Origin of the sequence: Pseudoalteromonas sp. C8 (genome assembly GCF_011378685.1) — a bacterium.
Lineage (GTDB): Bacteria > Pseudomonadota > Gammaproteobacteria > Enterobacterales > Alteromonadaceae > Pseudoalteromonas > Pseudoalteromonas arctica.
Genome location: NZ_WTKT01000004.1, coordinates 201,882 through 223,571, shown reverse-complemented (window position 1 = coordinate 223,571; position 21,690 = coordinate 201,882). Strand labels below are relative to the sequence as shown.

Sequence of the window (21,690 nt, the reverse complement as noted above, 5' to 3'; positions counted from 1 at the left end):
ATTAATTTTAATTATAATAACAACGCTAGGGAGAGGTTCATGCCTTTAATGCGACTGCTCGGCATTTCATTGCTAAGTTTTTTACTCACAGCCTGTGGTGGCGGTGGGTCACTTGAAAAAGACGGCTCTATAAGTGATGGTGATTCCACTACAGAGGCTGCTACATACTCGGTTTCATTGAAGGGATATTCTCAAACAGACGCAACAGAGTCAAACGCTGTTGCGGCAGATTCTCCTTTAAACCTACGAGCAATACTCACTGATAACGATGGTGATTTTGTTGGTAGTCAGCGAATTACATTTTCTTTAACTGATACGGTTGGGGCTTTAAGCCAAACATCTGCACTTACAAATGCAGATGGAGAAGCCGAAGTTGAACTAATGGCTGGTACTGTCGAAGGTGCTGGAGAAGTAACTGCCACATATACAGTTGATGGCACAACCTATACAGATAGCTTTTCGTTTAGCTCAACAGGTGATGCTGGACTAAATCCAAATAATGAATACGTGATCCAATTACAAGGCTTTACTCAAGGGGATGGGTCTGAAACTAATTCAGTTTCAGGGGATACTCCAATCGATTTAATCGCTACTCTTACTAATAATGGTAGTCAAGTATCTGGTGAGGTAATAACATTTTCTCTATCGGGTAATGTGGGTTCTTTAAATGCAAGTTCGGCACTTACACAAACTAATGGACAAGCGAAAGTAGAATTAACATCAGGAACAATTGAAGGCGCTGGTCAAGTTGTAGCAAGTTTCAACATTGATAGTGTTACTTACACCTCAAGTTTCTCGTTTCAATCCGACGGTAAAGAAGGTAACCAACCTGCTTATAGTTTAACTTTGCAAGGGTATTCAAATGGAACGGAAGTTCAATCAAACATGGTTACTTCATTAGTGCCACTTGAATTAAGAGCAACGTTACTTAATGACGGTACTCCAGTTAGCTCACAAAGTGTTAACTTTTCGTTAGCTAGTAATATAGGTGTTTTAAACCCTAGTTCTGGAAGTGTTTTAACCAATAGCAATGGTATAGCTGCTATTGAGCTTTTAGCTGGAAATATTGAAGGTGCTTCAGAATTATCTGTAACTTACGTAAATAATGGGGTTACATACTCATCGGAAGCCTTTGACTTTGAATCTATCATTGTTGAAAAGGCTGAAATTACGGTGAGCTTAATAGCAAATGATGGTTCGACCACTCGTAATGTAGATTTTTTAAACCCTGCTGTTGCCCAGGCGCAACTCTTATTAAACGGTGAACCAGCTGCCTTTAAGTTAGTAGCATTTAATTTATCAGGCTTAGGGACTATTAATCCTTCTAATGGTACTGCACTGACGAATGAGGAGGGGATTGCGAAGGTTGATTTATTAGCAGGAACAGAAGCCGGGGCAGGCTCAATAACGGCCGAATATATTGATAGCGATAACACGAGTTACACAGCTGAAGCTTTTACATATACAACTGCCGGGGATTACCCTCCCCAAGGTGATGACGATAATTTCACAATTGATTTGAGCCTAATATCGTCAACCACACGAAACCAAATAAGTGAGATTAGTGCTAACGATAATGGCCTAGTGCAAGCTATAGTCCTAGATTCAAATGGTGACCCAGTAGTGGGAGGAGTGGTTTCTTTTAGCTCTACTTTAGGCAGCCTTTTACCGAGTTCGGGTACTGCACTAACAAATACTAATGGTATTGCCGCTCTAAATTTGACACCAGGTACAATTGAAGGAGCCGGTAATGTTACAGCACAGTACGAAGCTATTACAGAAACAGTAGGGTTTTATACTCGTGGTGACGCTATCGACCCTAATCAAAGCACTGCGGATATCAATTTTAAAATTTTACAAAACTGTCCGGCTGATTTTAAAACAACTAGAGATGCAAGTGTATGTGAAGAAATAACAAGTATTTCAGGTGATTCTTCAGCTATTTTATTTATTGAAGTGACTAATGAAGACTCTACAACACCACTAACTCAAGCTTTAGTAACCGCTACTACTACTATTGGATCTATTACTCCTTCAACAGGCACTGCAATTACAGATGCAAATGGTATCGCACTACTCGATATTGTTCCTGGGCAGGATGTAGGGGCAGGTGAAATCACCGTGTCTGTACTTGATAGTAACTTGACTAAGGCATTTCAGATTGCTGCGGTAGATATTGAAATTTCTATTTCGAGCTCTATTGCTGATGATGAGCTATTAGCGGCAGGGGCTACGGCTCTAGTTTCTATTGAAATTACTAAAGATGGTGAGTTATATACAACTCCATTAACGGTTGAATTTACATCGGGCTGTGTAAGTTCGGGGCAGGCATCAATTGATGAAACTGTGACTAGTATTGGTGGATTTGCACGTTCTACATATCGCCCTTTAACTTGTGTGGGTGGTGATATTATTACAGCAACGGTTATTACTGGTGGAGATACGGTTTCTGCAAATACTACAATTAATGTATCACCTGCAAATATTGGTTTTTTACAGTTTATAGATGTTACAGAGCCTGTAATTGCACTAAAAGGTACTGGTGGTGCTAACCGCACTGAAATTTCAGAAGTGACTTTCAAACTTGTCGATTCAAACGGGAACGATTTAGCGTCAAGAACGGTTAACTTTGAACTTTCAACTGCTGTAGGTGGCATTACATTAGGCACAGCAAGCGCTATTACTAATGCCAGTGGCGAAGTGAAAACATCAGTACTATCTGGTTCGATTGCAACACCTGTACGTGTTATTGCATCAAGTGAGGAAGAGGTTGAAGGTAATACAGTCATTGTTACGGCTCCCTCAGATATTCTTGTTGTTAGTACGGGTATAGCTGATCAAAATAGCTTTTCTTTATCACGCTCTGAATTTAACGCACATGGTTTGAATGTTGATAGTACAGAGGTATCAGTAAATGTGCGTTTAGCTGATCACTTTAATAACCCCGTTCCAGATGGTACGGCCGTTACTTTTATTACGGAAGGTGGTGTTATTGAGCCAAGTTGTACTACAACAAATGGAGCATGTAGTGTTACATGGACAAGCAGTAACCCGCGTCCTTTTACTGATTCAATGTACGAAAATACAATTACACAAAAATGTGATGGTGGGTTACCTTGTCCATTAGGTATTGTTGAAGGGGATACTCTGGACAATTTAGTTGTTGACCGTCCATTAGGTGGACGAGCAACCGTTCATGCATATGCAATTGGTGAAGAGACTTTTTCAGACTTAAATGGTAATGGTTACTTTGATAGCGAAGACTTCTTTGATGATTTATTTGATATCCCAGAAGCTTTTATTGATAACAATGAAGATGGCACTTTTGGCGGTAAAGATTGTAGTGATGGAACAGCCCCATGTTCTCGTGACAATTCAACTGGTGATGAGTTTGAAGAGTTCGTAGATTTTGATGGTAATGGCACTTGGACTGAACAAAACAGTTTATATAATGGCTTATTGTGTCGTGAAGAAGACGAAACCGCAGGACTATGTAGCCGTCAATTGGTTAATGTATTTCAAAACCAAGAGATTGTTATGTCGGGTGATGCAGCTTTCTTTAGGTTAGTAACCTATGCTGATGATTGCTCTGCTATTACAGGCGTAACAGCGACTGAGGTACGTGTAAATAGTGACCCCACAAGCCCTTTAGTGCTTAGTTCAACAGGCCAACGAATGTGTGGAGTTAATTCAATAGACTTAACAGAAGCAACAGGAACTAATAGTGTTGGTTTAACAGTATTCATAGCTGATGTCTATAATAACCCTTTACCCGTTGGGAGTGAGGTAACTATTGCCTCAGAAAATGGTATTCTAACGGGCACTAACAGTTATATCTTTCCTAATACAACAAGTTTTGTGCCTGTAGGTATTTCGTTTGGTATAACAAGAGAGCCAGCCGATGGAAGAAATGATATAACTGATGGTTTTTTAACAATTAGTGTTGAAGCTACATCGGGTCTTATTACGTCAACTTCAATTGTAGTTACTGATGACGCTAAGCTATAATTTTATGATGTTTTAAAAAATGCCAACCTTTAGGTTGGCATTTTTGTTTCTGTTCTATATATTCCACATCAATTAATCTAAAAACACCTGTTTGTTTAATTTAACGACAAAAATTGTTCGTTTATTCAGTAAATACTGAAAAGTTTGTATTAAAAGCTTGTAACAACTAGTGTTTGTAGATATACCTATAAATATTCGCGCCGCTTATGTCGGCAAAACACATTTTTAATATTTGGTTAGAAATAGGCAACTATGGGCAAATCGCTAGTAATTGTAGAGTCTCCTGCTAAGGCTAAAACAATTAATAAATATTTAGGTAATGACTTCATCGTAAAGTCCAGTATTGGACATGTACGAGATTTACCTACTTCAGGTTCGAGCAAAGCTAAAGTGCCGGCAACTAAAACGCCAGCAGAAGTTCGTAAAATGGAACCTGAAGAGAAAGCAGCGTATAAAAAGCAACGAGATTATACAAACTTAGTCGCGCGTATGGGTATTGACCCAAACCAAGGCTGGGATCCGCATTACGAAATACTGCCTGGTAAAGAAAAAGTTGTTCAAGAATTACAAAAGCTGGCTGAAAATGCAGACCAAATATATCTCGCAACGGATTTGGATAGAGAAGGGGAAGCAATTGCTTGGCACCTTCAAGAAATCATTGGTGGAGAACCTTCAAAGTATAAGCGCGTAGTTTTTAACGAAATTACTAAAAACGCAATACAGCAAGCGTTTGAAACACCTGGCGAGCTTAATACTGATATGGTTTATGCTCAGCAAACACGTCGCTTTTTAGACCGTGTTGTTGGCTTTATGGTTTCACCTCTATTGTGGGCTAAAGTGGCCCGCGGACTTTCTGCAGGACGAGTTCAGTCTGTTGCGGTACGTTTATTAGTAGAGCGTGAGCGTGAAATTAAGGCGTTTATCCCTGAAGAATTTTGGGATATTCACGCTGACGTTAAAAATACTGAGTCTGAGTTACGTTTAGAAGTAGCCAAACAGGCAGGAAAGCCTTTTAAGCCTGTAAATGAAGCTCAGGCTAGCGCAGCGGTTAAAAGCCTTGAGAATGCAGAATACAAAGTAATTAGTGTTGAAGAAAAACCAAGTAAAAGTCGCCCAAGTGCGCCATTAATTACTTCAACCATGCAGCAAGCGGCAAGTACACGTTTAGGTTATGGCGTTAAAAAGACCATGATGCTTGCTCAGCGTTTGTATGAAGGCGGTTATATTACGTATATGCGTACCGATTCAACTAATCTTTCGAAAGATGCCGTTGAAATGTGTCGTGAGTATTTAACAAACGAGTTTGGTGCTAAATACTTACCAAAAGATCCAATTAGCTACAGCTCTAAAGGCAATGCACAAGAAGCGCATGAGGCAATACGTCCTTCAAGCGTTACCGTGTTATCTGGTCATATTGAAGGTGTAGACGCCGATGCTAAAAAGCTGTACGAGCTAATTTGGCGTCAGTTTGTAGCGTGCCAAATGGTACCTGCTGAATACGATTTAACAACACTAACTGTTGCAGCTAACGACTTCCAGCTTAAAGCGAAAGGCCGTGTGCTCCGTTTTGATGGTTGGACAAAAGTACAACCTGCAATACGTAAGAAAAACGAAGAAGATCAATCACTACCGGCTGTTAAAGAAGGTGAAGTCCTTACTTTAATCGAACTTGATCCTAAGCAACATTTTACTAAACCGCCAGCGCGCTTTAGTGAAGCAAGTTTAGTAAAAGAGCTTGAAAAACGCGGTATTGGTCGTCCATCTACTTATGCGTCAATTATATCAACGATTCAAGATCGTGGTTATGTACGTGTAGAAAACCGCCGTTTCTTTGCTGAAAAAATGGGTGAAATAGTTACCGATCGCTTGGTTGAAAACTTCACTGATTTAATGAACTTTGATTTTACAGCTAAAATGGAAGGCCGTTTAGATGATATCGCTGAAGGCGAGCGTGTATGGACTCAAGTTCTAGATAAGTTTTATGCTGATTTTTCAACGCAATTAACTGTTGCTAAAGACGAGCCAGAGAACGGTGGTATGCGTCTTAACGAGATGGTTGAAACTGATATTGAGTGTCCTACGTGTAGCCGAAAAATGGGTATACGAACGGCATCAACTGGTGTTTTCCTAGGGTGTACTGGTTACAGCCTTCCGCCAAAAGAGCGTTGTACTACAACAATGAACTTGGTGTCGGGTGATGAAGCAGTTGCAGCTGATGTAGAAGATGTCGAAACTGAAAAGTTAATGCAGATGAAGCGTTGTCCTATTTGTGAAACTGCAATGGATTCATACCTAATCGACGAAACCCGTAAATTACATGTGTGTGGTAATAACCCCGCATGTAAAGGGCATATTGTTGAAGAAGGCACCTTTAAAATTAAAGGCTATGACGGACCAATTATCGAATGTGATAAATGTGGCTCTGACATGGAACTTAAATCGGGTCGTTTTGGTAAGTACTTTGGCTGTAATAATGACGAGTGTAAAAACACACGTAAACTACTTAAAAGTGGCGAAGCTGCTCCACCAAAAGAAGATCCTGTTCACATTACTGAGTTAGAGTGTGAAAAGTCAGATGCGTATTTCGTATTACGTGATGGCGCCGCTGGTATATTCTTAGCTGCAAATACTTTTCCTAAGTCTCGTGAAACACGTGCACCTAAGGTAGAAGAGTTAAAACGCTTTAGAGACCGTATCTCGCCTAAGTTTTATTACTTAGCAGATGCACCTGCTAAAGATCCTGATGGTAATCTTGCTGTTGTACGCTACAGCCGTAAAAATAAAGCCCAGTATGTTATGACTGAAGTTGACGGTAAAGCTACTGGCTGGACTGCTCATTATGAAGCAGGTAAATGGACAGAAGAAGCGAAGAAAAAGGCAGCACCTAAAAAGAAAGCTGCTGCAAAAAAGGCACCAGCTAAAGCAAAACCTAAAGCGAAAGCTAAAAAAGAAGATGAATAAGCACGTTATCGCTTATTCATAACTTTTTATAGGTTTTAAAAAACCATAAAAAAACCGGAATGCACAGCTTGTGTCTATTCCGGTTTTTTTGTGCCTAGTTAAATGTTTTCGCAACGGCTTTATTAGCAGTACATTCAACTAAGCGTATTGGAGATACCAATTTTATTAAAAAATGGTCATTATATTGCACTAAATAACCCACTCACTGCGTTAAAAAACATTCATATAAAACAACTATATGTCATGCTATTTCACTTGCTATTGAGCTATTTTCTTAGCGCTAAAATAGATCACTAATTTAATGCAATTGGTATGATTAAATCTTAACAGAAGATACTTTTTTATAGCCTTCAGATTCAAGCTCATCATTTACGCATTTTAATACGTAGGCATTTAGCTCTTCATTGCTTACGTCATCATCTTTAGCCCAGTTAACACACATTTCTGTGTATTCTTTTACCATTTCGGCTGAAGCTGTTGGCGCATCGTCTGCTACCGCGTAAGTCGCAGATACTGCAAATAGTGGAGCTACGATTAATGCTAGCAATGCTTTTTTCATTCGTTTATTCCTAAAAAAATGGTGTGATGACTGATTTACCCAGTTTAAGATTAGGTTTAAATCAGTAGTGCCCAATCCAGAACAACTCTGTTGGTATACTGATTTTTAAACGAAAACGAAATAAAAGATAACGAAATTTTTTTATCGTGAGGATGAGTAATTTACTTGTCAGGATTTCGCAGCATTGTGTTGCAGTGGTTTATAAGCTAAGGTCGCTTTTTTAATTAAAAGACAAATCAATGTCATCACACACCCCTAATAAAAAACCACGCCAAGCTAATAAAGTAGAGCATGCATTAGAATCTTTTATTTTTAAAGGGCGTTGGCTACTAGCCCCATTTTTTGTGGGTTTACTATTTGCAGTTGTACTGTTGTTAATAAAGTTTTTTAAGCAGCTTTATTTAATGGGTATTGCGACATTTACAGCAACAAATCAAGAGTTACTTGTCGGTATTCTAACTTTAGTTGATACGGCATTATTAGCGGGGTTATTGCTGATCATTACATTTAGCGGTTACGAGAACTTTGTTTCTAAGCTTAATATTGATAATCATGAAGACAGACCATCTTGGATGGGAAAAGTTGGTTTTTCAGGTCTAAAGATGAAATTAATAAGTGCGATAGTGGCTATTTCTGCTGTTGAGTTATTAAAAGTTTTTATTAACTCAGGTGCATATCCAAGTGATGAGCTACTTTGGAAAGTGACTATTCATGTCACGTTTGTAATGTCAGGCGTTTTATTTGCTTTAACTGATTACTTAAACAGTAAAACCCAAAGTCATTAGAAAAATTTGTCCCATCCTGAAATAGGTTGACGGTTTTAATGAAAGACTTGGTGCGAAAGCGCCAGGTCTTTTTTATGCACTTGATTTGGTGTTTCATATCCAAACTCAAGTGCGGTCGCATTTCATTGTATATAAATATCGATTCTTCAACGAGCTGTTTTTAATTCTGCCATATTGCGACATTTATACAGTAGAAACTCTTGTTTTAATATCCCGTTAATACGCTCAGCTAATGCGTTTTGATAGCAGTCATATCCATCGGTCATAGATGGCCTAATTCCCTCTTTTAATAGCGCATTTTGATATACTTCAGAGCAATATTGTAAACCTCTATCTGAATGATGAATGGCATCACGTTTATACACGCGTTGCTTAATCGTCATCTCTAACGCTTTGACTACATCGGTTGCTTTCATTTCATCACTGAGCTCATAACCCATTATTTTTCGACTATAAGCATCAGTGACTAACGACAGGTAATGCACGCCTTGCGCTGACTTAACGTAGGTAATGTCACTAACGAAGACTTCCTCGGCCGCAGTAGGTTTGTACTCTTTTAGTAAATTAGGATGCTTGCGCATCCAATGGTTACTGTTTGTTGTTTTAGTGTAATTTTTCTTTGGTTTTACAAGAAAGTCATGCTCTCTCAAATAATTAAAAAAACAATCACGGCCTAGTTTAATACCACGCTCTTGCAGCTCTGGTTTGATCATCAGATAAAGTTTCTTCCCACCAATACGAGGCATGAATTGCCTCCAATACATCACTAATTCCTTGACAGGCTCTAACGCTTTATTCCGAGCATCTATTCTGCGCATAGCTTGATAGTAACCTTGTCGCGTTATGCCATATGCACGGCATAACGAAGTAAGCTTTACTTGCTGTTTTTCTTTTGCGCGCGTGATAGCTCGGATATGTACTTTTTTCGCAAGCCCGCTCCGTATTCTTCATCCATTATATTAATCATTTCATCTTTGATTAAATCCTTTAGGCGTAAGTCTTCTATCTCACGCTCTAAACGTTTAATTTTTTGTGCAGGGGTTTCTTTCGATTTAGGCATGTTGGCTATATAAGTTGGTTTAGACCAATCTAATTTACCATGTTTTCGCAGCCATACCAGAACGGTACTACGACCTTGAATGCCGTAATGACTTTGCGCTTGTTTATACGTGAAGTCGCCTTTTTCTACCTGCTCAACAATGGATAATTTAAAGCCCAATGTATAATCTCGTTGAGTACGCTTGACGTCTTTAGTTTTAGTGGTTTTCATAAAATAAGTCCTAAATGTGTAAACACATTTCAGGACAAGACAATTAAATGCACAAAAAAGCCCAAGTAATTTACTTGGGCTTTTTATGTTTAGAGCTTAGCTGTAACATTAAGTGTAATTATTGATGTCATTAACACTCTGCATAAAAGCAAGCGAAAGGCTCAAGCGTTAGTCTGTCTTGGCTTAATTTTGCGCTGTGGTGGCTAAGCTCATTATATTCTTTAACGATTGATGTCGGCATATCAATATTTGTTTGTTGAGAGCTTAGATTAAATAGGCAAAGCATCTTTTGCGTTCCAAGCGTTCTATAAAAAGCAAGCACAGGCTCAGGCGTTTCAATAAACTCAATATCACCCTCAAGTAAAACTGTTTGCTTTTTTCGCCACGCCATAAATTCACGGTAGGCGTTTAAAATTGAGTGACTATCATTTGTTTGCATCGCAACTGATTGTTGTTTGTGTGCATCATCAACGGGTAGCCAAGGTTTCACATCACTAAAACCAGCATGAGATGAATCAATTTGCTCCCAAGGCATTGGCGTTCGACAGCCATCACGCCCTTTAAAATTAGGCCAGAATGTAATGCCATATGGGTCTTGTAAGTCTTCAAAGGCAACAGATGCTTCGCCTAAACCAAGTTCTTCACCTTGGTACATACATACACTGCCACGAAGGGAAGCAAGTAGGGCGGTTAGCATTTTACATTGCTGAGGGTTTATTATGCCATTTTCGCTCCAGCGACTCGCTACGCGCTCTACATCATGGTTGCTAAATGCCCAACACGGCCAACCCTCAGTCATACGTTGTTCAAGAGTTTGAACCGTAGTTCTAATATATTCACTTGAATAATCATTTGTTAAGAGCTCAAAGCTATATCCCATGTGCAGCTTATCGCCACCTTGGGTGTACTGCGCCATTGTCGCTAATGAATCCTCTGATGAGATTTCGCCAAGCGATACAGTACCTGGGTATTTATTAAGTAATGTGCGAATGTCTTGCATAAACTCAATATTTTCTGGCTGAGTGTTGTTGTAGTAATGATACTGAAATGCGTATGGGTTATCCTCACTAAAACCACGACCCTGGCGCTTATCTTTTGGTTTAGCTGGGTTATCGCGAAGTTGTGCATCGTGATAGCAAAAGTTAATAGCATCTAATCTAAAGCCATCTACGCCTTTTTTAAGCCAAAACTCTACGTTATCAAGTACAGCTTGTCTTACGTCAGGATTATGAAAGTTTAAATCGGGTTGTTCGGTTAAAAAGTTATGCAAATAATATTGCCCACGGCGAGGTTCCCACTGCCATGCGCTACCACCAAAAATAGACAGCCAATTATTAGGTGCTGTGCCGTCATCTTTGGCTTCAGCCCAAACATACCAATCCGCTTTATCGTTATTTTGATTTTCGCGGCTATCTGTAAACCATTGGTGTTGATCTGATGTATGGCTTAGTACTTGGTCAATTATAATTTTAATATTGCGATCATGGGCTTGGCTAATAAGTTCATCAAAATCGTTTAAATCACCAAAAAGCGGGTCAATGTCACGGTAGTCACTAATATCGTAGCCAAAGTCTTTCATTGGCGATTTGAAAAAAGGTGAAATCCAAATTGCATCAACGCCTAAGCTTTTAATGTAATCAATACGATTAATAATCCCTTTTAAATCACCAATACCATCGCTGTTGCTATCTTGAAAGCTACGCGGATAAACTTGATAAATAACCGCACCTTTATACCACTGCTTTTGGGTCATGCTTTTCTCCGTCATTCCACACAGTATTTAGACTATTCTTTATTGTGATTACGATTAATCACGTTATTTGCAAAAAGCATACGTGAAGCCTTTAATCCTGTAAAAAGTCTGCATACGTATGCACTAAAAATAATGCAATAAATTTATTAAAAATAAGTGGTTAGAGTGGCTTTAGTAGCGTTCATTTTGCGTATCTATTGTTTACCAATTACGTCAGTCATTGATTTATTAGTTAAATTGAATCTAACAGATTGTACTGTAAGGGAAATATATCCCAGGATCTACATGAAATGGTCTGACCAATTTAACGCTTGGTAAATGTGGAATAATTTAAACGTTATTTGACAGTGATAATTAATTTCACCTTGTTTACATTTAAGTAAAAGTGCCATTAAGTTTCAATAGAATTGATTTGACTATTGATGTTTGTCTTGTGTTTTTTATCTACATTATTCCGAATAAAATCAATTGGTTAAAAGTGAACGTGTGTAATGTGTGTTAATGTTAGGCTACATTGAAATTGTTGAATACGTATGCATAAAGTTGTTAATAAAATAAATCTGGCGTTAATATTCATCCTGACAACAAAATTAGCTCGCCTTGTTTAACTATCACTTAAACATTGAACGCGGGTATCACAATATGGGTAACGGGAAAACATTATGTCTATGTTCAAACCAAGTATATTAACTTTGGCATTAACAGCTGCAGGCTTATCGAGCTTTGCTACACAGGCTGCTCAAGAAGATACAATAAAAAAAGATGATGTAGAAGTTATCGAAGTTAAAGGCTTTCGTGGCAGTGTGGTTGAGTCTATTAACACAAAACGCTTCTCTACACAGGTTGTAGAATCTATATCGGCTGAAGATATTGGCAAATTGCCAGATTCTTCAATTGCTGAATCGATTGCGCGTTTACCCGGTTTAACAGCTCAGCGCTTAGACGGCCGAGCAAGTCGTGTCTCTATTCGTGGTTTTGGCGAGAATGAAAGTGGCACAACGTTTAATGGTCGTGAACAAGTATCGATTGGTGATAACCGTGGTGTAGAGTTTGACCTTTACCCATCAGAAATAATGAGCGGTGTAACTGTTTATAAAACGCCAAATGCAAGTATTGATGCTGAGGGTATTGCTGGTGTTATTAATATGCAAACAGTTCGTCCTTTAAGCAAAGGCGAACGTGTTGTACAAGTAAATGGACAGTATGAGCAAACCAGCTTTAGTAAATTAAACCCTGACGGCAACGACGACGGTTACCGAGGCACTATTTCATACATTGATCAATTTGCAGACGATACCATTGGTGTTGCATTTGCACTAAACACCATGAGTTCACCAAATCAAGAAAAACGTTGGAACTCATGGGGTTATCCAGAATTCACTGAAAATGGTAACGATTATTCAATTTTAGGTGGTGCTAAACCTTACGTACGTTCATCAACGCTTGAGCGTGATTCGGCAATGCTTGTTTTAGAAGCGGCGCCCACAGATAAATTAAATATGACGTTTGATGCGTTATATGTAGATTTTACAGATGAAAAAATTCTACGCGGTATTGAAGTTCCATTTGCATGGGGACAAGGTAGTATTGATCCAAATAGTGTTGTAGTTGATGAAGCATCTGGCTTTATAACAAGTGCAGTAACACAAGGTCAGCGTGTTGTAGTTCGTAACGATTATGAAGAACGCGAAGCCGAACTTACAGCCTTTGGTTTTAATACTAAATACGATATTGACGATTCATGGTCAGTTGAGTTTGATGCAAGTTACTCACAAGTAGAGCGCAAAATATGGAGTGTTGAAAGCTATTCAGGCACTGGTCGTGGTGATGCTCGCGGTGTAGCAGATAACTTGGGTTACACATTTAATGGTGGTAACACTGGAGCTACTTTTTCACATGATTTAGATTATAGCGATTATGGTTTAATACAATTAGGTGGCCCACTATCGTGGGGTGCAAGCTCTGCACTTAACGATAAATATGGTTTGACTGGCACTGAGTATGAAAACCAAGCGCAAGATGGTTTTATTAATGCACCGACCATTGAAGATGAATTATCAACATTAAAAATAGCGGCTTCAAAGGTATTAGAAAACGAGTACATAAGCTCTATTGAATTTGGTATGTCTTACAAAGAACGTGAGAAAACAAAAGTTTCAGAAGGTTACTTTATGACGTTATCTAGCTTTTCGCTTGATAACCCAGGCATGCTTAGCGTGCCAGAACAGTACCGTAACGGAAGTGTTGACCTAGGCTTTATAGGCATGGGCGATATGATTGCTTATGACGTAAATGGCTTAGTTAACGATGGTTATTACGACTTACTTGCAGAGAGCTTAACAAATACAAGTCATGCGACGAAATCGTGGACTGTAAAAGAAGAAATTACTTCTGCATTTGTTCAAGCAAATATTAATGCTGAAGTAAGCGGTCTTGCATTAACGGGTAACGTGGGCGTGCGTTATGTACAAACTGATCAATCATCACAAGGTAATGCATTTAGTACTGTTGATGGTGTGGTGGTTACATCACCTACAAACATAAGTCATGATTACTCACACGTATTACCTAGCTTAAACCTGTCACTTGCGATTGATGAGCAACAAACGATACGTTTTGGTGCTGCTAAAACAATTTCTCGTGCACGCTTAGATGAAATGAATTCATCAGTTAATGCGTCATATAATCAAACGCCAGATGAAAATGGTAACTATTGGTCTGTATCGGGTGGTAATCCAAATTTAGAGCCTAAAGAAGCAACAGGCTACGATTTTACTTACGAGAATTACTTTAGTGATGAGGGTTACTTCTCTGCAGCGTTTTTCTATAAAGATTTAACTCAGTGGATTTTTGACGGTACTTACGCAATTGATATGTCGGGTGTTGCAGATCCATCTACCGGAGAATTACCAGCAACATCATCGGGTACTGGCAGTGGTAAAATAAATGGCGGCGGTGGCGATTTATATGGTTATGAGCTGTCACTGGCATTACCATTTAAAATTTTCCATCCGTCTCTTGAAGGTTTTGGTTTAATTGCCAGCCATACTGGTATTGAGTCTGATATTGAGGACCAAAACGGTAACGATTACGAACTACCTGGTCTTTCAGATAAAATTCAAAGCTTAACGGTTTACTACGAAATGCATGGTATGCAGTTACGTACCAGTATGCGCAAACGCAGTGCCTTTAAAGGCGATGTATATGGTTTAGGCTTTGATACGGAACAAGTTGATATTTTAGGTGAAACTATTTGGGATGTTCAAGCGGGTTACGACTTTAGTGAAGCAGGTATAGAGAGCCTTGAAGGTTTATCAATTCAGTTCCAAGTACAAAACCTAACCGAAGAACCGTTTACGTCGCTTTCAGGCGACAATGCTTTACAAGTACGTGATTACCAAGATTACGGTCGCACTTACTTGTTAGGCTTTAGCTACAAGCTATAATAAAAGCTGTGTGTAGAAGCCCTTGTAATTTGTGTTACAGGGGCTTTTTTATAGCTAGTTTACCTAACTTTTTAACCGTACTTAAATTTAATAAAACGTGGATAATAATATGAAACCAATAAAACACGTGGTAATTGCAGGCGGTGGTACCGCAGGCTGGATAACAGCAGCACTGCTTAATAAAGTGTTAGGTAAAGTAATTAATATCACACTAATAGAATCATCAGCTATTGGTACGGTAGGAGTGGGTGAAGCAACAATACCGCCTATTATTCAACTTAATAACGCGCTGGGTATAAACGAGCAAGATTTTATTAATGCCACTAATGCTTCAATAAAATTAGGTATAGAGTTCGAAAACTGGAAAACCCAATCGCATAGCTACATGCATGCGTTTGGCTCGTTTGGTAAAGATTTTCCCTTTTGTGATTTTTATAATTTTTGGTTAAAAGGCCAAGTTACGGGCTGCGAAGACGAACTATGGGATTTTTCGCTCAATTACCAAGCGGCTAAACAGCATAGGTTTGCCCCTTTAAATACCATCCCAAATACTCAACTACCTGGGCTGAGTTACGCATATCATTTTGATGCGACGCTTTACGCTGAATATCTAAAAAAGTTGGCTATATCGCGCGGTGTTAAACATATAGATGCAAAAATAGACCATGTTGAACAATGCGATACAGGCAATATTAAAAGCCTAACACTTAATAACGATAGTCAAATTAGTGGTGATTTATTTATAGATTGCACCGGGCTGCGTGCCTTGTTAATTGAGCAAACACTTAATACAGGGTTTATTGATTGGTCTCATTACTTACCATGTGATAGTGCAGTGGCTGTTCAAACGCAAAGTACCAATGAGCTAAAACCTTATACGCGATCTATTGCACATAGTGCTGGTTGGCAATGGCAAATACCACTGCAAAATCGTATTGGCAATGGCCTTGTTTATTGCAGTAGATACTTGTCAGATGATGATGCTAAGCAGTTACTGCTAAAAAGCTTACCCGCTGAGTCAATTACAGAGCCCCGTATTATAAAATTCAAAACAGGTCGGCGCTTAAAGCAGTGGCATAAAAACGTGGTCGCGGTTGGTTTATCAAGTGGATTTTTAGAGCCGCTTGAGTCAACCAGTATTCATTTAATTCAAACTGCGGTTACACGCTTAATTAAACTATTTCCACATAATGGCATTAGCGATGCGTTAGTAACGCAGTTTAATAAACAAAGCGTTATTGAAATAGAGCATATACGCGATTTTATTATTTTGCATTATAAACTCACCGAGCGAGAAGATACCCCGTTTTGGCGTCAATGCATGCAAATGGATATACCAAATTCCCTTACCCATAAACTGAGTTTATTTAAACAAACAGGCAAAGTAGTGCGGGAAGATGATGAACTATTCGCTGAAGTTGCTTGGCAGCAAGTCATGATAGGGCAAGGGCTTATCCCTGATGACTATAACAATATTGTTGATTCGCTAAGTGATGATCAACTGAGTGATTTATTCACTACCTTAAAAACATTGATAAACTCAACAGTTGCGCAGCTACCAACTCACCAGAATTTTTTAGCCAGCATTAAAAAGGTATAACAATGCGATTTTTAAACACACTTTTACTAGTAAGCGCATGTAGCTTACCAAGCTTTAGTTATGCACTTAATGTAGAGCCTGCCAATTGGTGGGTAGGCATGAATAAAAATAACATTACAGTACTCGTACATGAGCAAAATATAGCGAACGAAGAATTTAAATTAGATAAGTATAAAGGGGTTAATCTTAATAACGTAACCCGCACTGACAACCCTAATTATGCTTTTCTACATTTAAATATTAGCGATAACGCCAAAGCAGGAACGCTTCAATTTAAGAGTAGCGATCCAGTACATAGCTTTGAATTTCCTTTACTTACCCGAGATAAACATAGCGCGCAACGCCAAGGTTTCACAAATGCAGATGCTTTATATTTAATTAACCCAGATCGCTTTGTAAATGGTGATGAAAAAAACGATACAGTTAGAGGTATGTTAGAGAGTGTAAATACAAGCTTTAAAGGCGGGCGACATGGCGGTGATATTCAAGGTGTAATTAATGCGCTGCCGTATTTAAATAATCTAGGCGTGACACAGCTTTGGCTAACACCTGTGCTTGAAAACAACATGCCTGATTACTCTTATCATGGTTACGCGATCACAGACTTTTACAACGTTGATGCACGTATGGGTTCAAACCAGTTGTATAAAACGTTGTCAACAAAGGCTAAAGAGCAGGGCATTGGGCTTGTTATGGACATGGTGCTTAATCATTTTGGTTCTGAGCACCTGTGGATGAAGGATAAACCAACTCAAGATTGGATTAACTTTAATGGGCAGTTTGAAAATGGCAAAAATGCCACAAGCCATGCGCGCCAAACAATTCAAGATCCACACGCAAGTAACTACGATAAACGCCAATTTAGCGATGGTTGGTTTGTCGCTAGCATGCCCGATTTAAATCAGCGTCAACCATTATTAAATGAGTATTTAATTCAAAATGCAATTTGGTGGGTTGAATACGCAGATTTAAGCGGTATTCGTGTAGATACCTATTCTTATTCAGATAAAGCGTTTTTAAGTGATTGGACCAAGGCCATTATGGATGAATATCCACACTTTAATATTGTTGGCGAAGAGTGGACTTCAAACCCTGCAATAGCGTCGTATTGGCAGCGCGGTAAAGTTAATCAAGATGGGTATGTGTCAAGCTTACCCAGTGTGATGGACTTTTCGTTGCAAGAGGCGGTAATTCGAGCTTTAAATGAAGATGAAAGTTGGAGCACAGGCTGGGTTAAAGTATATCAGTCATTAGCTAACGATTTTTTATACCCAGACACCAATAACATTATGGTGTTTGCTGATAACCACGATATGAGCCGTGTATATACGGAGCTTGGGCAAGACTTAGCTAAAACTAAAATGGCGATGACTTTGTTTTTAACAACGCGCGGCATTGCACAAATATATTATGGAACCGAAATATTATTGGATAACACGCCGAGTAAAGATCATGGTGATATACGTATTGATTTTCCAGGCGGGTTTAAAAATCAAAACGCCAATGCGTTTACTGGAATAGGTTTAAGTAAAGAGCAGCGCGATATGCACAAGACTATAAGCACGCTACTTAACTTTAGAAAGCAGAGCCCGGCACTTACAAAGGGTAAGCTCGTTCATTTTAGTCCGAACAATGGTGTGTATAGTTATGCTCGTGTTAGTGATACGCAAACAGTATTAGTTTTTATGAATAAAAACAAAGTAACACAAAAGCATAATCTTGATTACATGCAAGAAGTTATACCAAAAAATGCCAATGCGCAGGCATTATTCACACAACACACTTTTAAACTAACTAACAGTATTAACTTAAAGCCAATGGCTGCAGCGGTATTAGTGATTAATACACCGTGAATGTTTAAGTGAATACGTATGCAGCAACTGTATGCTTGCTGCAGATATCTTTAGTATAAAGCTATAACACTACTGACAAAAAGACACACAATGAAAAAATCAGTTTATGTACCTGCATTACTGTGTAGCGCACTTATAACAAGTGCGTGCTCAGACAATAATGAAACCGAACAACAGCAAGCACCTAAACAGGCGCAAAATGAGTTAACAAAGCCCGTTGTATACCAAGTATTTACACGCTTATTTGGCAACACACAGACCGCGAATGTGCCTTGGGGTACAAAAGAGCAAAATGGCGTAGGTAAATTTTCCGACTTTAACGATGCTGCACTTAAAGGTATTAAAGAATTGGGTACGACCCATGTTTGGTATACCGGTGTTTTACATCATGCGCTAGTGGGCGATTATACCGAGTATGGAATTACGCAAGACGACCCTGATGTAGTTAAAGGCCGTGCAGGTTCACCTTATGCAATAAAAGATTACTACGACGTAAACCCAGATTTAGCCATAAATGTGACCAATAGAATGGGTGAGTTTAGTGACCTGATTGAACGCACTCATAAGCATGGCATGAAAGTGGTTATAGATATTGTACCTAACCATGTGGCTCGTAATTATAAATCAGTAGCAAAACCCAAGGGAATAAAAGACTTTGGTGAACAAGACGACACCAGCAAAGAGTACGATAAAAATAATAACTTTTATTATGTACCAGGTCAGTCTTTTCAGGTTCCAACATCACAAAGCTATATAGTTTTAGGGGGTAATACTCACCCTTTAGCTGACGGTTTTTTTGATGAAACCCCAGCAAAATGGACGGGTAATGGTGCGCGTGCACCAAAGCCAGATATTAACGATTGGTACGAAACCGTAAGAGTGAATTATGGTGTTAAGCCTGATGGCAGCTATGACTTTCCTGCATTACCTAAAGAGCTAGAAAACCAAGATTATCGAGCTCATTATGCGTTTTGGCAAAATAAAGAGCTTCCTAATAGTTGGTATAAATTTAGAGACATCACTTTGTACTGGCTCGATAAAGGCGTTGATGGCTTTAGGTACGATATGGCCGAGATGGTACCGGTTGAATTTTGGAGCTTTTTAAATTCATCAATAAAAATGCAAAAGCCCGATGCGTTCTTATTGGCTGAAGTTTACAACCCACAAATGTACAGAGCGTATATTCAGCAAGGAAAAATGAATTACTTGTATGACAAAGTCGGCTTTTACGACACATTAAAAGCCATTATGCAGAATAAGCAAGCTGCCAATACTATTTTTGCAGCCCAAAGCCAAGTTACTGATATTGAAGCGCACATGCTGCACTTTTTAGAAAATCACGACGAACAACGCATTGCTAGCCCTGATTTTGCAGGTGATGCACGCTGGGGGAAACCAGCAATGGTAGTTTCTAGCTTAATTAGTCGCGCACCCACTTTATTATATTTTGCGCAAGATGTGGGAGAGGACGGATCTGAAAAAGCAGGTTTTGGAACACCTACTCGCACCAGCATTTTTGATTATATTGGTGTACCAGCGCATCAAGCATGGATGAATAAAGGCAAATTCGACGGCGCTAACTTAACGAGCGAACAAGCATCACTTCGTGATTATTATAAAGCAATAATGGCTCTTAATAGTTTACCCGCTGTTGTAGGTGGAACCATGACAGCGCTTTCGGTTAGTGGTAGCGAGCGTGTTGTTGGTTTTGTACGCACGCTGGGACAGCAATCTATTTATGTTTTTAGTAATTTTAGTGGGGAGCCACAAACGGTATTAATTAATTTAACACCAGAGCAAGTAAAGACCTTTGAGCGAAATAAACCGCTACACGACTTACTTGAACAAAATACGGTAAAGATCATCACTGACAAAGAAATTACAAAGCTTATGCTTTCGCTAGATGCATTTAGTAGCGCAGTTTTAACTAATAAGGCTAATCATGAATAATCAAAATAATAATTATGACAGCAACAAACCAAATCTAAGTTTTTGGCAAATATGGAATATGTGCTTTGGCTTTTTAGGCATTCAATTTGGTTTTGCACTACAAAACGGCAATGTGAGCCGTATTTTTCAAACCCTAGGCGCACAAGTTGATGATATTCCTATTTTATGGGTTGCAGCACCACTAACAGGTTTAATAGTGCAACCAATAATTGGTTATTGGAGTGATAAAACATGGGGGCGTTTTGGTCGTCGACGTCCATTCTTTTTCATTGGGGCAGTACTTACTACTATCTCACTCTTTATCATGCCGCATTCACCAACCCTTTGGATTGCTGCAGGTATGTTGTGGATTATGGATGCATCAATCAACGTCACTATGGAACCTTTTAGAGCGCTTGTAGGCGATAACCTGCCAGAAAAACAACGTGCTACGGGCTATGGCTTGCAAAGCTTTTTTATTGGTATTGGTGCGGTATTAGCCTCAGCACTACCATGGATGATGACCAATTGGTTTGACGTTAGTAATACCGCTGCGCCAGGGCAAATCCCTGAATCTGTTAAATATTCATTTTATTGGGGTGGGGTTGTATTGCTAGTTGCAGTTCTCTGGACAGTTATGCGAACTAAAGAATATAGCCCTGAGCAATTAGCTGCTTTTGAAAACCACACTGCCAAACCGACTAACACCGCATTAGTAGATATCAAATTCAATAAAGGTGCCATTATTTTTGTGGTGTTAGGTTTAGCAACACTTGCTTTAGTAATGGGTTTATCGCTTGAAAAAGAGTTATACCTACTTGCTGGTGGCTTACTAGCGTTTGGTATTGTGCAGTGGATAGCAAGCGCATTAAAGGCTGCTAACAAAATACAAGGCGGTTTTTACCAAGTAGTACAAGATGTATTTACCATGCCAGAGGCAATGAAGCAGCTTGCTTGGGTGCAGTTTTTTAGCTGGTTTACGTTATTTGCTATGTGGATATACACCACAGCCGCAGTAACAAGCTTTCATTACGGCAGCAGTGATGCAACAAGTAAAGCCTTTAACGATGGGGCTGATTGGGTCGGCATTTTATTTGCAGCTTACAATGGCTTTGCGGCTATTGCTGCTATGTGTATTCCGTTTTTAGTTAAAAAAATGGGATTAAAAGGCGCGCATTGCTTTAACTTATTACTAGGCGCATTGGGCCTTACGAGCTTTATGTTTATAACAGATCCAAAAATGCTCCTTATTCCAATGATAGGCGTTGGCTTTGCATGGGCTTCTATTTTATCGCTTCCTTATGCAATGTTAAGTAATGCACTACCGAGTAACAAAATGGGCGTGTATATGGGTATTTTTAACTTCTTTATTGTTATACCGCAATTGCTTGCCGCTAGTATTTTAGGGCTTATTTTACGACACGTATTTTCTAATCAGCCTATTTACGCATTATTAATTGGTGCTGCATCATTCGTTGTTGCTGCAATTGCTGTAATGCGCGTTAAAAATTCAAACTAAGGGTCAC

At 39.1% G+C, this 21,690-nt stretch carries 10 protein-coding genes and 1 pseudogene; 8 read left to right on the top strand and 3 right to left on the bottom strand.

The features are described from left to right. Nucleotides 1–39 precede the first annotated feature (39 nt). Both GQR39_RS06115 and topA read left to right on the top strand, forming a co-directional pair. Entirely contained in the window at nucleotides 40–4,008 is a 3,969-nt protein-coding gene (locus GQR39_RS06115; RefSeq protein ID WP_165735104.1) for an Ig-like domain-containing protein, read from the top strand. Between the two features lie 252 nt (nucleotides 4,009–4,260). Next, nucleotides 4,261–6,969, top strand: coding sequence for a type I DNA topoisomerase (topA, locus tag GQR39_RS06110; RefSeq protein ID WP_165735103.1), 2,709 nt, complete (start codon nucleotides 4,261–4,263; stop codon nucleotides 6,967–6,969). A gap of 316 nt (nucleotides 6,970–7,285) precedes the next feature. Here the strand turns inward: topA and GQR39_RS06105 are convergent, their stop codons facing one another. Next, nucleotides 7,286–7,528: a hypothetical protein gene (locus GQR39_RS06105; protein WP_007582596.1), complete on the bottom strand. Its 243-nt coding sequence runs from the start codon at nucleotides 7,526–7,528 to the stop codon at nucleotides 7,286–7,288. A 239-nt stretch (nucleotides 7,529–7,767) separates the two neighbouring features. Here GQR39_RS06105 and GQR39_RS06100 point away from each other — a divergent pair, with 239 nt between their 5' ends. Next, on the top strand, nucleotides 7,768–8,313 hold the full coding sequence (locus tag GQR39_RS06100) for a TIGR00645 family protein (RefSeq protein WP_007582598.1): 546 nt from the start codon (nucleotides 7,768–7,770) through the stop codon (nucleotides 8,311–8,313). 35 nt (nucleotides 8,314–8,348) lie between these two features. Here GQR39_RS06100 and GQR39_RS06095 read toward each other — a convergent pair. Next, a pseudogene (locus tag GQR39_RS06095) lies at nucleotides 8,349–9,583 on the bottom strand (IS3 family transposase). A gap of 130 nt (nucleotides 9,584–9,713) precedes the next feature. Further along, nucleotides 9,714–11,336: an alpha-glucosidase family protein gene (locus GQR39_RS06090; protein ID WP_165735102.1), complete on the bottom strand. Its 1,623-nt coding sequence runs from the start codon at nucleotides 11,334–11,336 to the stop codon at nucleotides 9,714–9,716. A 662-nt stretch (nucleotides 11,337–11,998) separates the two neighbouring features. Here GQR39_RS06090 and GQR39_RS06085 point away from each other — a divergent pair. From GQR39_RS06085 to GQR39_RS06065, 5 genes are all read left to right on the top strand, one after another. Next, nucleotides 11,999–14,782: a TonB-dependent receptor gene (locus GQR39_RS06085; protein ID WP_165735101.1), complete on the top strand. Its 2,784-nt coding sequence runs from the start codon at nucleotides 11,999–12,001 to the stop codon at nucleotides 14,780–14,782. Between the two features lie 109 nt (nucleotides 14,783–14,891). Continuing rightward, the gene (locus GQR39_RS06080) at nucleotides 14,892–16,382 is read left to right on the top strand and encodes a tryptophan halogenase family protein (protein ID WP_165735100.1); all 1,491 of its coding nucleotides are present in this window, start codon (nucleotides 14,892–14,894) and stop codon (nucleotides 16,380–16,382) included. A gap of 2 nt (nucleotides 16,383–16,384) precedes the next feature. Continuing rightward, nucleotides 16,385–18,235, top strand: coding sequence for a glycoside hydrolase family 13 protein (locus GQR39_RS06075; RefSeq protein ID WP_165735099.1), 1,851 nt, complete (start codon nucleotides 16,385–16,387; stop codon nucleotides 18,233–18,235). A gap of 90 nt (nucleotides 18,236–18,325) precedes the next feature. Next, complete coding sequence (locus tag GQR39_RS06070; protein ID WP_165735098.1) at nucleotides 18,326–20,185, top strand: alpha-amylase family glycosyl hydrolase; 1,860 nt, start codon at nucleotides 18,326–18,328, stop codon at nucleotides 20,183–20,185. Next, complete coding sequence (locus GQR39_RS06065; protein ID WP_165735097.1) at nucleotides 20,178–21,683, top strand: MFS transporter; 1,506 nt, start codon at nucleotides 20,178–20,180, stop codon at nucleotides 21,681–21,683. The genes GQR39_RS06070 and GQR39_RS06065 overlap by 8 nt, the downstream gene beginning before the upstream one ends. The last annotated feature ends 7 nt before the right edge of the window (nucleotides 21,684–21,690 follow it).